The sequence below is a fragment of the Mycolicibacterium sp. 624 genome (assembly GCF_040548615.1).
Classification (GTDB): Bacteria; Actinomycetota; Actinomycetes; order Mycobacteriales; family Mycobacteriaceae; genus Mycobacterium.
On record NZ_JBEPRZ010000002.1, the window covers coordinates 677,294 to 690,583 of the forward strand.

Genomic DNA, 13,290 nt, shown 5'->3' on the forward strand with positions numbered 1-13,290 from the left:
GCGTTTCCAGTCGAAAGCGCGATCTCCCCGCAGTCTCGGCGTGCGTGGGTCGTGGTGTGAGCCGCTCAGGTGGCCGGTTCGTAGCGCAGCATGGTGACGTCGTGGTCGGGGTAGTCACAGAACACCGGCGCCACCCGCATGCCGACACTCAACTCCTCCGGTGCCACATTGACCATCTCGGTGGAGAACCTGGGCCCCTCATCCCATTCGACGACCGCCAGAAGCTGCGGGACGGCATCGACGAAGTGCGGGCCGACGGGGCGGCGGGCGATCGTGTACGAGTACAGCGTGCCCATACCGGATATCGTGCGCCACTCGAGGTCGTCGGCGAGCGTCCGTGGCGCGAGCACCCGCGGGTAGAAGACGTAGGTCTGCGCCGAGGGCGAGTACTGAATCGCTATCTCGTGACGTGCCAGCGCATCCCAGAAGGGGGCGCTGGTCGGCGTCTTGACCGGCATGGGCCGTTCGAAGCTGGGCATAGTCATGATGGCTCCGTTCAGTCGCCCTGCAGGATGAGGGTGGTCTGCTCGCTGAGGATGCCGCCGTTGCCCGAGACGAAGGCGCGGTCGCAGTCGGCCACCTGCGCGTCACCGGCACGGCCCATGATCTGACGGGTGGCGTCGCACACGTGGTGCATACCGCCAGCCAGCCCCGCCTGGCCGAAGCCGAGTTGACCACCGGCGGTGTTGAGCGGGAAGTCGCCCCGGAACGTGAGGTCGTGCTCGCTCACGAACTCCATGCCCTTGCCCTTCTCGCAGAATCCCGCGTCCTCGAGGCTGAGCAGCACCGTGATGGTGTAGCAGTCGTAGATCGACACCATGTCCATCTGGTCGCGGGTCAGGTCGGTCATCCCGAACGCGGTCTCGGCCGCCCGTCGTATCGGGGTGTCGAGAAGATCCTCGGCGTAGGTCGGCGTCTTGTAGGGCACGTGCTCGCCGAATCCCTTGATCCACACCGGGCGATTGCGCGCGCGCCGGGCGATATCGGCGTTGGCGACCACGACGGCGGCACCGCCGACACAGGGCATCACGATCTCCAGCATGTGCAGGGGGTCGGCGATGACGGGGCTCGCGAGCACGTCCTCGATGCTCAGCGGCTTGTCACGCCAGATCGCACCCTCGGTGTGGTTGGCGTTGACCCGCTGATCGACGACGATCTTGGCCATCGCCCGCTCGTCGTAGCCGTAGACCGATCCGTAGCGCTGGGCCACCTGCCCGTAGGGGCCGTTCTGGCCGAGGTTGCCGTAGGGGATCTCGAACTCGGCCTGCGGGGAACCGAATTGGTTGCTCGATGCGCCGAAGAACATGGCGTCCACGATCGGCTTCGGCTTCCTCTCCGACGTCGCGGTGATGTAGCGCGACGGCACGGTGCACAACACGACGTCACAGATGCCGAGTTCGATCGCGGCCGCCGCGCGCCACACCATTCCGGCGGCGCTGGCACCACCCAGGTCGACCATCTCCGCGAAATCCGCTCGGATCCCGAGGTATTCGGCCACCGTGGAGGGCACGAAGATCTCCGACTCCCCGAGGTGCGTGGTGACGATTCCGTTGACCCGCTCGGCCGAGACGCCCGCGTCGGCCAGGGCGGCGGCACTGAGCTGGGCCCACTGCTCGATCGTGAACGGCGCAGGCGCGGCGGACTGCATCCGCTCGGGCGGCAGCTCTACGTAGCCGACGATCGCGGCCTCACCACGTAAACCCATTACTACCCTCCGGCGTTCGAGTACTCACTTGTGGACGACCGTGATGCAGATTTCGGCGCATTCGCCGCGAGATCTGCACGACGGTTGTGCGGCCCGCTCATCATTTGCGGGGCAGCCCCATGATCATCTGGGCGATGATGTTGAGCTGAATCTCGTTGGTGCCACCGCCGAGAAGCTCGGCAGGCAGGCGCAGGTAGGGCTGCACAACGGCGGGATCGGAGTCCTCGATCATGGCCAGCGGACCGGTCAACTCCAGGATCGCCTTGTAGGTCTTGCGCAGCAGGATGTTCATGGCCACCTTGGCGATGCTGGAGGCTGTTCCAGCGGCCTGGCCGTCGAGCAGCCGGATGGTTTCGCGCACCCCCAATGCCTTGATCGCGTTGGTGTTGGCCTCGACATCCCCGATCGCGCGCAGGAGGTCCTGGCGGTCCACCTCGTCGGCGGAGGCGGCGAGTGCTCGCAGGGCACCCAAGCGGTCCCAGCTCACGTAACCCCCGATGGCGACCCGCTCCTGCGCCATGGTGGCGATCGCGAGATTCCACCCGTCGGTGGCCTCACCCAACAACATGTCGTCGGGGATGAAGACGTCGGTCAGGAAGACCTCGTTGAAGTCCGACTCGCCGCTGGCCTGCCTGATGGGCTGGATCTCGATGCCGTCGGCACGCATGTCGAGGATGAAGTACCCGATGCCACGGTGTTTGGCGGCCGCGGGGTCCGTGCGGGCCAGCAGTGCCCCGAAGTCGGCGACCTGCGCGCAGGACGTCCAGATCTTGTGCCCGTTGATGCGCCAGCCACCGTCGACCTTGGTCGCCCGGGTCGCAAGCGCCGCGAGGTCTGAGCCCGCACCGGGTTCACTGAACAGCTGGCACCACGCCAACTCCCCACGCTGTGTCGGTGGGATGAACCGCTCCTGCACATCGGGCGGGCCTGCGCTGATGATCGTGGGCAGAATCCACTCGGCGATACCCAGCGACGGCCGCACCAGGGCGGACCGCTTGTCGAACTCCTCGTTGATGATGATCTGCTGCAACGGATTCGCGTCGATTCCCCACGGCGACGGCCAGTGCGGCGCGATGAGACCCGCGTCGGCGATCAGATTGCGCTGGGGCCCGGTTTCGAAGTGCTCGTAGTCGCCCTGCCGGCCCGGCCCGTCATTGCGCAGGGCCAGTGCCTCATCCAGTGCGGCGGCCACCCGGTCGCGGAACTCCTTCTCGACATCGTCGAGGTTCAGGGAGGTGTCCCGCGCGTGGACGCCCGTGAGTTCACCCACCTGCCGAGCCCACCGGGCGACGGGGCCGATCGACGCGGCAAGGCTGGTGGTGCCACGCCAGTAGAGGTGCAGGTCGTGCTCCCAGGTGAAGCCGATCGCACCGAACATCGTGAGTGCATCGAGTACCAGCTCTGGTGCGGGCGACACGGCCATGACCGCGGCCCCCGCGGCAGCGAGCCGATGTTGGCTCAGCGGCTCATCGACGGCGCGCACCGCATCCCAGGCAGCCGACGTCGCCAGTTCGCTGTTGACCAGCAGGGTCGCCGCCTTGTGCTGGAGTGCCTGGAATGTGCCGATGAGCTTGCCGAACTGCTCGCGGTTCCTCAGGTGGTCTGACACCGCGTCGACCGCCCACTGGACCATGCCTGCGGTTGCGCAGGCGGTCAGACCGACGACAACGCATCGCACGCGCTCGACGTCGAGGCCGCGCAGTGCCGTCGACTCCGGCACGGGGTGGTCGCGGAGGTTCAGGACTCCGACGTCGGTGGTGAGGTCGGTTCCCCGCGCGGACGCCACGGTTGCGGTGTCAGTCGATGTGTCGACCACGAACCACACCAACGCATCATCGTCGGTTCGCGCGGCCACCAGGGCTCGCGCGGCCGAACAGACGCCGAGCGTCACACCCGAGGAGCCGGTGACCTGCCAGCCCTCCTTGGTCGCGGTGGCGCGGAAGGTGGCACGGTCGGGCAATACCACCGCCGCGGTGAGGCCACCTGCCAGCTCACCGAGAAGCGTTGCGGCTGTCCCGGTTTCGGCGAGCAGAGCAACGGCGCTGGCTGTGATCGTCGGCAGCAGGGGCCCGGGTAGCAGCGCTTTGCCCGCGGTCTCGATGACGCACGCGACGTCGGTGAGCCGGCCACCCTGCCCGCCGAAGCGTTCCGGGATGTGCACAGCGTGGAAGCCCTGGGCGACCAGATCGTCCCACCAGGTCGGAACCTCGCCCACGGCAAGGGTTTCGAGCGCGCTGCGGGTCTTGTCGACTGGCGCGTGGCGCGCCGCGAACCGGCCGACGGCATCGGCGAGCTGCGCCTGCTCTGCGGTGATGGCTATCGCCAACTGGCTTCGCCTTTCCTGATCCATACGAGACGAAACGTCTCGTCTTATGGCAGACTACGGGCAGGGTCCCACCCCTGTAAAGCGCACAGACCTCAGAGGAGCCGGGCGATGTCGAGCGAGTCGGCCACACCGCGGCGCCGCAACGAGAAGTCTCGGCTGGCGATCGTCACGGCCACCCGCGAACTCCTCGTTGAGCGCGGCTTCGACGGCCTGACCATTGAGGCGGTCGCCGCGCGCGCCGGGGTCGGCAAGCAGACGATCTACCGCTGGTGGCCCAGCCGCCCGGCACTGGTGGCCGATGTCCTGCTCTCGGATGCCGACAAGATCCTGCGGCCCGTCAAGCACACCGCGGACCTCAGTGCCGACCTCACCGCGTGGGCCCGCAACCTCGCGGCGACCCTCACCACCGAGCGCGGCGCGGCGATGCTGCGCATTCTGACCGCCGCCTCGCTGGAGCACGAGGACGTCGCGGCGCGGTTGCGCAGCGGGTTCAGCACGCCGCTTCAGGACTCGGTGAAGTCACGATTACTCGCCGCGCACATCGACGAGCCGACCGCGCAGGCCGCGGCCGACGCCATCGTCGGCGGCATCGTCTATCCGATCCTGAGTGAGGGACGCGCCTATTCGCGCGACCGTGCCGAGCTGACCACCCGCATGGTGGTCAACTCGCTGACCCCCGCCGTATAGCCCCCGTGGCGCTCGTTTGACGACGCCACCCACCGGTAATCCCGACACCATGATCGGACGGCTGCGCTCGATGGTGGTGGACTGCAAGAATCCGGAGGCGCTGGCGCAGTTCTACGCCAGCCTGGTCGGTGGCGAGCTGGACGTCTCCGACGCCAACTGGACCGTGCTGACCACTCCCCATGGCACCCGGCTGGCGTTTCAGCTCTCGCCAGAGCACCAGCCGCCGCGGTTCCCCGACCCCGCCGGGTCACAGCAGTTCCACCTGGACATCCAGGTCGACGACGTGGATACCGCCGAGCGAGACGTGCTGGCAGTCGGGGGCAACTCGCGTACCCGACGTCGGCAACGAGGGGCCTGGCGATGCCTTCCGCGTCTACCGCGACCCCGCCGGGCACACTTTCTGCCTCGTGTGGGGCATTCCACCCGAACCCGATCCGCCGGCCTAGGAGTTCGCCATGGATGACATCAGCAGCTTGATACTCGCCGACCACGCGTGGTTCCGCGAGCAGTTCGCACAGCTCGACGAGCTGCGGGCGCTGGCGTCGCCCAACAGAGATGCGCTCGAGAGGGTTTGGCGTCCTCTCGCCGACAAGCTGGATGTTCACGCATACGTCGAGGAGAAGATCTTCTACCCACAGCTTTTGAAGCGCGGCGCCGACGATCCGGAGGGTGAGACACTCGATGCGATAGGCGATCACAACGAAATTCGTGACGGTGTACGCGCAGCCGACGCAGCGAGCCTTGGGAGTACCAAGTGGTGGGACGCAGTCGATCGGACCCGCGAGGCGAACGACGACCACATGGGCGAGGAGGAACGCGAGGGTCTGTCAGACTTTCGCCGCCATGCGCCCATCGGGCTCCGTGAGGCGCTGGGCGAGCAGTACAGCGAGTTCATGGCGCGGCACCCCACGACGAAGGGCCTGCACATCGTCGACCGTGACCCGCAGGCCTATGTCTACAGATTCGAGGCGACACGTGCACCTCGGCCAGCTGACCACTCCCTGGGCATCGGCAGCCTGAAGGGCGAGTCGAATCGACCCGGATAGCCGCAGCCCATCAGGGGTTGGCCCACAATGGGTCAATCGACGGGCTACCCCACAAGGAGTCGCAGTGAGTATGGATGTCTCGACCGATAGCGCCGCTGTGCTGATCGAGCTTGAGGCGATCAAACAACTGAAGGCCCGCTACTGCCGCTACCTGGACACCAAGGACTGGACCGCCTGGCGGCAGCTCTTCGCCGATGACTTCATCAGCGACACCTCCGAGTCCGGCGGCAAGATCATCAACGGCGCCGACGAGTTCGTTGCGTTCACCCGGAAGGCCCTGCGCTCCCAGGCCACCGTGCATCAAGTGCATGCGCCCGAGATCGAACTGACCTCCCCGACGACCGCCCGCGGCGTGTGGGCGCTCGAGGACGTCGTCCGGTTCGGCCCTGGCGTGAACCTTCGCGGCTACGGCCACTACACCGAGACCTACGAGAAGGTCGGCGCCGAGTGGCTGATCGCGAGTTCCAAACTCACCCGGCTCCGCGAAGACGTGTTCAACGGGCTTGTCGCCGTGTATCTCTCGCCCCGGATCCACAGGGCCTTGAAGAAGGTCGCTCGCCGAGTCGTCAAGTAGACGCCTCGGTGTCGCGACGCACCCGCTGAGCCCGGCCATTTGCAGAGCGCAGAATCGTCGGCGAATTCGGTCAATTCACACTCGCCGGGAGGTCCGTTCGTCATCCTGATGGGACCGTTCCCCGCACTGGCCGGCGCCGGTATCCGCGACGACTGGGCGCACCAGGAGGAGACCCAGGATGTCCGCACCCAACAGGATCGACGTCCATCAACACATCGTGCCGCCGGGATACGCCGAATGGCTGAGGACCAAGGGCATCGCCGACGCGGGAGGCCGCGCCCTACCGAACTGGAGCGCCGAGTCAGCGCTGTCGATGATGGACGACATCGGCACGGCGACAGGCATCCTGTCGGTGTCCACACCCGGCACCGGCCCCGCCGCCGACGAGGGTGAAGCGGTGCGGATCGCCCGCGAGGTCAACGATTACAGTGCCGAGCTGGCCAAGGACCGACCCGACAGGTTCGGCTTCTTCGCGACCCCGCCAATGCCCTACCTCGGGCAGGCCGTCGCCGAGATCGCACGCGCACTGGACGACCTCGGCGCCGACGGTGTGGTGCTGCTCGCCAACACCAACGGCACCTACCTCGGCCAGCCCGGACAGGATGAGTTGTTCGCTGAACTGGACCGACGCGCCGCGGTGGTGTTCATCCACCCCGCCGAACTCCCCGGGCCCACCGTCCCCGGCATCGCCCCGTTCGCCGCGGACTTCCTGCTCGACACCACCCGTGCCGCGTACCTTCTGGTGCGCAACGAGGTCCGTCGCCGCTACCCCAACATCAGGTTCATCCTCAGCCACGCAGGCGGTTTCGTGCCCTACGCCGCGCACCGAATGGCCGTGGGAATGGTCGCCGACACTGGCCGCAGTCCGATGGACAGCCTCGAGGATTTCGCCGGGTTCTACTTCGACACCGCGCTGTCGGGCAGCGCCGCCGCTCTGCCAAGCCTGCTCGCGTTCGCCAAGCCGGGGCACGTCCTGTTCGGCAGCGACTGGCCCTTCGCCCCGCCGCCGGCAGTGCAGTACTTCACCGCGGGTCTCGACGACTACCCAGGCATCACGGACCACGCTGCGATCAACCGCGACAACGCCACCGCGCTGTTCTCCCGCCTGGGCACCCCGTAGTAGGCAACACGAACAGCGAGATCCGACTTTTGCGGAGAAGGTGCGAGGAGAGGTCTACAAAGAGCGGATATCGCGGCCAAGCTGACGCTCACCCCGTCGGCAGCCAACGCCGACGACAAGCCGTGCGCTAGCTGCCGGTCCGCTCGCGGTGCTTGCATCCCGGCCAGCAGCAGGGCCGTCGCATGCCCTCCTCCAGCTCCTCCTGGGTCCGGCGAATGCGCCGCTCCCGGGTCGCCGCCTGCTTGGCGTCCTCAACCCAACAGATGAACTCGTTACGTGCGAGCGGCGTGATGTCGTTCCAGGCAGCCAGTGCCGTGTCATTGCCCCTCAACGCGTCACGCAGATCCGCGGGCAGCTCGTGCACCACCCCGCCGGGCACTTGCGGGTTGCTCATGGAGGCCACGATAACCCCGCGAACGAAGTTCCCTTCACTCCGCGAGTGTCTGTCACCGATCAAGAAGGTCCAGTTGCTGGACACCGGGAGCCTCGCGGTCGCACAGTGGTACGTGAGCGAGGAGGCACCATGTCGATGACAGCCGATCGACGTATCGCGGCCACCCAGCGCATCGCTGTGCGGTGCGTCGACTCCGATGTCCATCCCATGCCACGAAGCGGCGAGCTGGCGCAGTACATCCCGGAGCCGTGGCGAAGCAAGTACTACGGCACTCATGCGTTCGGGGACCTGATCTACTACGACGCGCCCGACTACGCGCACTCCTATGCGATGCGAGTCGATACCTTTCCTGCCGATGGCGAGTTCGCCGGCAGCGATCCTGACCTGGCGTTCCGGCAACTGATCATGGAGGCGGGCTCCGATATCGCGATTCTCGAACCCGGCGCCTATCCCGCCCGGTTGGCCGGGGCGGACCACGCCATGAGTTGTGCGTTGAACGCGTGGCAGGCCAATCACTGGCTGGACAGCCACAACAACTGGCACGAACGGTGGCGTGGTTCGATCTGCGTCTCGATAGAGGCTCCCGATGAGGCCGCCGCCGAGATCGAGAAGTGGGCTGGCCACCCGTACATGGCACAGATCCTGATCAAGGCCGAGCGGCGCCCGTCCTGGGGCGACCCGATCTACGATCCGGTCTGGAGTGCCGCGACGAAACACGACATCACGGTGAGCTGCCATCTGTCCCGCAGCCACTTCGAGGAATTACCCACCCCGCCAGTGGGATTCCCGAGTTACAACCACGACTTCATGACCACCTACTCGCTGCTGGCGGCCAATCAGGTGATGAGCCTGATCTTCGACGGCGTCTTCGACCGCTTCCCGACGCTGCGCATCGTGTTCGTCGAGCACGCGTTCACCTGGATCCTGCCGCTGATGTGGCGGATGGACGCCATCTACGAGAAGCGCAAGTCCTGGATGGACATCAAGCGCAAGCCCAGCGAGTACGTCAAGGACCACATCAAGTTCACCACCCAGCCGCTGGACTATCCGCAGGACAAGACCGAACTCTCACGCACCTTCGAGTGGATGGAGTGCGAGAAGATCCTGCTCTACAGCAGTGACTACCCGCACTGGACGTTCGACGACCCACGCTGGCTGGTCAAACACCTGCCCGAGCACGCGCGCGAGGCCATCATGTTCCGCAACGGCATCCAGACCTACAAGCTGCCCGAGACCGTGCCGGTGCTCGAGGGCCAGACCCGAGTCTTCTAGGTCGCATATGGCAACCACGTCTCTGACCGCCGACGTCATCGCCTTCCTGTCCGAGGGCACCCGCACCGGCAAGCTCGGATACCTCGCCGCGGACGGCCGGCCGCTGGTGGCCCCCATCTGGTTCCTCGTCGAGGACGGCCAGCTGGTCTTCAACACCGGGAGTGCGACTGCGAAGGGGCGTGCGCTTCTTCGCGACCCCCGTGCCGTGCTCGTTGTCGACGACGACAAACCGCCGTTCTCGTTCGTGCAGGTTCAGGGCATCGCCTCGATCAGTGCGAACGACACCGATCTTCTAGAAACCGCCACACGGATCGCCGCGCGGTACATGGGCCAGGACCGTGCTGAGGAGTTCGGCCGGCGCAACGGGGTTCCCGGCGAACTGGTCGTCCGAATCACGCCGACCAAGGTCATCGCGGCGTTCGATGTGGCCGACTGACTGGGCCGTGTGACGCAGACCTTGCACTGCTGGGCCGTGGCGGACACCACCGCGGTCGCCGTGATGGTGCTCAGCGGAACTTCAACAGGAGTGTGCACCGCGCAGCGCCTAGCCATCCGCTGACGACCGCCGTCGAAAGTGAAGTAGATGGCGAGAAGTTCGCGAAACGTCGCCATCTTCTTCACGCTCGGCGGGTGCAACCACCGGACTGGACACTCAAGTGCTCGGACACCCGGATAGCAGAAATGGCAGATCAGTTACCTGACCTGCCATTTGACTGTGGAGCTAGGGAGAATCGAACTCCCGACCTTCTCGATGCGAACGAGACGCGCTACCAACTGCGCTATAGCCCCTTGCGGAGAGCAAGGTTACCAGCCGTGGTCCGTCGGCCGAAATTACTCCCCGGCCGCACGCTGTAGGTGGTATTCGCCAAAGGTCGCGTAGTCGAGGTGCTCGAAGACCGGATCCTCGTCATCGATCTCCAACACCACCGCACCGGGACGCCGCAGCCGTGACGGCACGACATCGAACTCCTGGTCTTTGGTGTTCTCCACGCCCAGCCTGGACCGCGCCATACGCTGCGCGCGACGGCGTCGCAGCTGCTCCTCGATGCGAGTCTGCCGACGCAGATAGCCGAGGTAGAGCACTGTCACCGCGCCGACCGTGCCGCACACCCACCACAGCGCCGAGCCCAGGAAGACGGCCGCAACACCGGAAACGAGCAGCAGCGCCGCCATCGACATCAGCATCCGCTTGCGGAACGCGAACTTGCGCGCGCTCACCGCGGCGGCGGTCTTGGTCTGGTAGCGGTCACGTCGCGGCTGCGACATCGAGTCGTCCAGATCACTCTCCGAGACGGCCTCAAGACCCGACGAGTCGTCGACGGTCTCGTAGTCGTGGTCGGTGCCCTCGGCCCGATACTCGAGTTCCTCGTCGATCTCGTCGGCGGGCTCGTCCTCGACGGTGTCGTCGAACGCCTCGTCCTCCACTACTTCGTCGACGGGCTCCTCCTCGAGAACGTCGTCCTCGATCACCTCGTCGATGGGTTCCGCAACGCGCTCGTCGATCTCGAACTCCGCATCGGCGGGCGTGCGGATGGCAGCAGTCGGCGGGCCGGCCTCGTAGACCGCTTCAGCGGGCTCCTCCGCTTCGTCGGGCTCCTCTGCTTCGGCGGGCGCAGCGCCGATGTCCTCGGCGGTGGTGAAGTCCAGTGGCAGAACGGGATCCTCGAGGCGCTGGCGGGCGGTGGCGCCCAGCGGCAGAGCGCCGGAGTCCTCCTCCACGACGTCGACATCGAGGTACTCCGACTCGGACTCGACCTCCACAGGCTTGGCGGCGGCCAGCACGATGACCTTGCGCGGGGCGGTTTTCGCTTCGTCCCCGTCGAAGTCCTCGTGCTCATCGCGGTCGTCGTGCATCGGGCGCCAGTCGGGATCGCTTCGGTGCCCGGCCGCGGGGCCGCGCCGCTTGATCAAGCGGGCGCTGCGGCCGGTGTTGAGCACCCGCGTCGCCAGAGCGACGTCACTGGTTCGGCGCACGGTGTCGCGCTTGCTGATCAACATCGGAACGAGCACGAAGAGCCAGAGCACGACGAGGGAGATCCACAGAAGGGATTGGGGGATGCTTGGCATGGCGCCGGGCTCCTTTCCCCATAAGACTAGGTCGATTGACCAGCGCGTCCGGGGTTACACGCCGAGGACAATTACACACCTGTAATTCTCCGCTTACAAGCACATTCGTCACAGATGTCACATCTGTAACAAGATTCAGGCCCAGTTCGCTCGACCGGACCGCACGAGCGCCGACGTCGCGGACACCGAGAGCTCCTCGACGGTAATCGCGACCAAGAGGTGGTCCCGCCATGCGCCGTCGACTTCGAGGTAGCGCTCGAGCAGGCCCTCCTGCCGGAACCCGGCCTTGGCCAGCACGCGGCGACTCGCTGTGTTCTCGGGTCGCACCGTCGCCTCGATGCGGTGCAACCGCACCGCGCCGAAGCCGTGGTCGACCCCCATCGCCAGGGCGGCGGTCGCGACTCCGCCACCGGTGACCTCGCTGGCCACCCAGTAGCCGATCCACGCCGATCGCAGGGCGCCGTGCGTGACATTGCCCAGGGTGAGCTGGCCGCAGAACTGGCCGTCGAGCTCGATTACATAGGGCAGCATCCGTCCGCGTCGGGCCTCCCCCCGGAGTCCCGAGCAGATCGCCGGCCACGACGAGACCGCATGGCGCACTTCCCAGCTCACCTCGGCGACCGGCTCCCACGGCTCGAGGTGCGCCTGATCAGCCAGCCGGATCCGGCTCCACACCGCGCCGTCACGCAGGCGCACCGGCCGAAGCCGAACCAGTCCCGCCGGCACCCGGAGCGGCCCAATCGGCCTCGGCCAGCCCGGATGTAACGACGGCGAGCGCCAGAGGTTCACGTGCCCGACCCGTTCGCTCAGCCGCGCTGGGCGAGGAAGGCGACGTCGACGATCTCGCCGGTTCGGACCTCTTCGGCCTCACCGGGAACCATCACCAGGCAGTTCGCCTCGGCCAGGGTGGCAAGCAGGTGCGACGACGCGCCGGGAGCACCGCCCAGCGCCTGCACCAGGTACTCGCCGGTGTCCTGGTCACGCATCAGCTGGCCGCGCAGATAGCCCTTCCGCCCGGCGACCGATGTGATCGGCGACAACGTCCGCGCCTGCACCACCCGGCGCAGCGGTTGCCGCTTGCCCAACGACATCCGGATCAGTGGCCGGACCATCACCTCGAACACCACCAGCGCGCTGACCGGGTTGGCGGGAAGCAGAAACACCGGCACGCCATCGCGTCCCAGTTGCCCGAAACCTTGCACCGAGCCGGGATGCATCGCGATGCGGGCCACCTCGATCTCGCCCAACTCGGCGAGCACCGCACGCACACTCTCGGCGGCCTCACCGCCGACGCCGCCGGCGATCACCACCACCTCGGCACGGTTGATCTGCCCCTCGACCACGTCGCGCAGTTCCTTGGCCTGGGTGTCGACGATGCCCACCCGATTCACCTCGGCGCCCGCGTCGCGGCCGGCCGCGGCGAGCGCATACGAGTTGACGTCGTAAACCTGCCCATTGCCCGGCGTGCGGGAGATGTCGACGAGTTCCCCGCCGACGCACATGACCGACAGTCGCGGCCGCGGATGCACCAGCACGCGTTCGCGACCCACCGCCGCAAGCAACCCGACCTGTGCGGCACCGATGATCGTTCCGGCCCGCACCGCAACGTCTCCGGGCTGGACGTCGTCACCGGTGCGTCGCACATACGCCCCGGACCGCACGCTGCGCAGCACTCGCACACGAGACTCGCCGCCGTCCGTCCAGCGCAACGGTAGGACCGCGTCGGCCAGCGTCGGCATCGGGGCACCCGTCTGGACACGTGCCGCCTGACGGGGCTGCAGCCGGCTCGGCGTGCGGGCGCCGGCCTCGATGACGCCCATCACGGGCAGGCTGATCTCCTCGACGCGGCCCACATTGGAACCGTCATCGACCTCGCCGATGGGTTCTGCACCCAGGACGTCGACGCTGCGCACCGCGTATCCGTCTATAGCGGCCTGGTCGAAACCCGGTAGGGGCCGCTCGGTGACGACCTCCTCAGCGCACATCAACCCCTGCGCCTCGGCAATGGCCACGCGCACCGGGCGAGGTGCCACCGCGGCGGCGGCTACCCGAGCCTGCTGCTCCTCCACCGAACGCAATGTGCGCCTTTCTACAGTCTC

General features: G+C 66.9%; 14 protein-coding genes and 1 tRNA gene. 7 read left to right on the forward strand and 8 right to left on the reverse strand.

Going from position 1 to position 13,290, the window contains the following annotated elements:
• Positions 1-65: 65 nt before the first annotated feature.
• The 3 genes from ABIA65_RS10230 to ABIA65_RS10240 form a co-directional block, all read right to left on the reverse strand.
• Entirely contained in the window at positions 66-479 is a 414-nt protein-coding gene (locus tag ABIA65_RS10230; RefSeq protein ID WP_354523756.1) for a Zn-ribbon domain-containing OB-fold protein, read from the reverse strand.
• Positions 480-496: 17 nt separating this feature from the next.
• On the reverse strand, positions 497-1,705 hold the full coding sequence (locus ABIA65_RS10235) for a thiolase family protein (RefSeq protein WP_241403433.1): 1,209 nt from the start codon (positions 1,703-1,705) through the stop codon (positions 497-499).
• Positions 1,706-1,805: 100 nt separating this feature from the next.
• Entirely contained in the window at positions 1,806-4,031 is a 2,226-nt protein-coding gene (locus ABIA65_RS10240; RefSeq protein WP_354523443.1) for an acyl-CoA dehydrogenase family protein, read from the reverse strand.
• 108 nt (positions 4,032-4,139) lie between these two features.
• Between ABIA65_RS10240 and ABIA65_RS10245 the strand changes: the two genes are divergently transcribed.
• The 5 genes from ABIA65_RS10245 to ABIA65_RS10265 all read left to right on the forward strand — a co-directional run bounded on the left by ABIA65_RS10245 (position 4,140) and on the right by ABIA65_RS10265 (position 7,458).
• Positions 4,140-4,718, forward strand: coding sequence for a TetR/AcrR family transcriptional regulator (locus tag ABIA65_RS10245; protein WP_354523444.1), 579 nt, complete (start codon positions 4,140-4,142; stop codon positions 4,716-4,718).
• 16 nt (positions 4,719-4,734) lie between these two features.
• Positions 4,735-5,181: a VOC family protein gene (locus ABIA65_RS10250; RefSeq protein WP_354523445.1), complete on the forward strand. Its 447-nt coding sequence runs from the start codon at positions 4,735-4,737 to the stop codon at positions 5,179-5,181.
• On the forward strand, positions 5,174-5,764 hold the full coding sequence (locus tag ABIA65_RS10255) for a hemerythrin domain-containing protein (protein WP_354523446.1): 591 nt from the start codon (positions 5,174-5,176) through the stop codon (positions 5,762-5,764). The genes ABIA65_RS10250 and ABIA65_RS10255 overlap by 8 nt, the downstream gene beginning before the upstream one ends.
• 70 nt (positions 5,765-5,834) lie before the next feature.
• A complete protein-coding gene (locus ABIA65_RS10260; RefSeq protein ID WP_354523757.1) occupies positions 5,835-6,338 on the forward strand; it encodes a nuclear transport factor 2 family protein in 504 nt (167 codons plus the stop codon).
• A 178-nt stretch (positions 6,339-6,516) separates the two neighbouring features.
• On the forward strand, positions 6,517-7,458 hold the full coding sequence (locus ABIA65_RS10265; RefSeq protein WP_241403428.1) for an amidohydrolase family protein: 942 nt from the start codon (positions 6,517-6,519) through the stop codon (positions 7,456-7,458).
• Between the two features lie 127 nt (positions 7,459-7,585).
• Here ABIA65_RS10265 and ABIA65_RS10270 read toward each other — a convergent pair whose 3' ends face one another.
• Complete coding sequence (locus tag ABIA65_RS10270) at positions 7,586-7,852, reverse strand: YdeI/OmpD-associated family protein (protein WP_241403427.1); 267 nt, start codon at positions 7,850-7,852, stop codon at positions 7,586-7,588.
• 129 nt (positions 7,853-7,981) lie between these two features.
• On the opposite strand from ABIA65_RS10270, the gene ABIA65_RS10275 reads away from it, so the two are divergent.
• Both ABIA65_RS10275 and ABIA65_RS10280 read left to right on the forward strand, forming a co-directional pair.
• Positions 7,982-9,124, forward strand: coding sequence for an amidohydrolase family protein (locus ABIA65_RS10275; protein ID WP_354523447.1), 1,143 nt, complete (start codon positions 7,982-7,984; stop codon positions 9,122-9,124).
• 7 nt (positions 9,125-9,131) lie between these two features.
• Positions 9,132-9,560, forward strand: coding sequence for a PPOX class F420-dependent oxidoreductase (locus tag ABIA65_RS10280; protein WP_354523448.1), 429 nt, complete (start codon positions 9,132-9,134; stop codon positions 9,558-9,560).
• Between the two features lie 280 nt (positions 9,561-9,840).
• On the opposite strand, the gene ABIA65_RS10285 is transcribed toward ABIA65_RS10280, so the two are convergent.
• The 4 genes from ABIA65_RS10285 to glp all read right to left on the reverse strand — a co-directional run bounded on the left by ABIA65_RS10285 (position 9,841) and on the right by glp (position 13,269).
• A tRNA-Ala gene (locus ABIA65_RS10285) sits at positions 9,841-9,913 on the reverse strand.
• Positions 9,914-9,955: 42 nt separating this feature from the next.
• Complete coding sequence (sepX, locus tag ABIA65_RS10290) at positions 9,956-11,191, reverse strand: divisome protein SepX/GlpR (RefSeq protein WP_354523449.1); 1,236 nt, start codon at positions 11,189-11,191, stop codon at positions 9,956-9,958.
• A 135-nt stretch (positions 11,192-11,326) separates the two neighbouring features.
• On the reverse strand, positions 11,327-11,980 hold the full coding sequence (locus ABIA65_RS10295; RefSeq protein WP_241403423.1) for a GNAT family N-acetyltransferase: 654 nt from the start codon (positions 11,978-11,980) through the stop codon (positions 11,327-11,329).
• A gap of 17 nt (positions 11,981-11,997) precedes the next feature.
• Positions 11,998-13,269 (reverse strand): molybdotransferase-like divisome protein Glp, encoded by a 1,272-nt coding sequence (gene glp / locus ABIA65_RS10300; RefSeq protein WP_241403422.1) that lies wholly within the window; start codon positions 13,267-13,269, stop codon positions 11,998-12,000.
• Positions 13,270-13,290: the final 21 nt, after the last annotated feature.

What these genes read in the sequence shown, in the direction of transcription:
- ABIA65_RS10230 (WP_354523756.1), bottom strand. Translation starts at nt 479, where the DNA reads ATGCCCAGCTTCGAACGGCCCATGCCGGTCAAGACGCCGACCAGCGCC.
- ABIA65_RS10265 (WP_241403428.1), top strand. Translation starts at nt 6,517, where the DNA reads ATGTCCGCACCCAACAGGATCGACGTCCATCAACACATCGTGCCGCCG.
- ABIA65_RS10270 (WP_241403427.1), bottom strand. Translation starts at nt 7,852, where the DNA reads ATGAGCAACCCGCAAGTGCCCGGCGGGGTGGTGCACGAGCTGCCCGCG.
- ABIA65_RS10235 (WP_241403433.1), bottom strand. Translation starts at nt 1,705, where the DNA reads ATGGGTTTACGTGGTGAGGCCGCGATCGTCGGCTACGTAGAGCTGCCG.
- ABIA65_RS10280 (WP_354523448.1), top strand. Translation starts at nt 9,132, where the DNA reads ATGGCAACCACGTCTCTGACCGCCGACGTCATCGCCTTCCTGTCCGAG.
- ABIA65_RS10275 (WP_354523447.1), top strand. Translation starts at nt 7,982, where the DNA reads ATGTCGATGACAGCCGATCGACGTATCGCGGCCACCCAGCGCATCGCT.
- ABIA65_RS10245 (WP_354523444.1), top strand. Translation starts at nt 4,140, where the DNA reads ATGTCGAGCGAGTCGGCCACACCGCGGCGCCGCAACGAGAAGTCTCGG.
- sepX (WP_354523449.1), bottom strand. Translation starts at nt 11,191, where the DNA reads ATGCCAAGCATCCCCCAATCCCTTCTGTGGATCTCCCTCGTCGTGCTC.
- ABIA65_RS10255 (WP_354523446.1), top strand. Translation starts at nt 5,174, where the DNA reads ATGGATGACATCAGCAGCTTGATACTCGCCGACCACGCGTGGTTCCGC.
- ABIA65_RS10260 (WP_354523757.1), top strand. Translation starts at nt 5,835, where the DNA reads ATGGATGTCTCGACCGATAGCGCCGCTGTGCTGATCGAGCTTGAGGCG.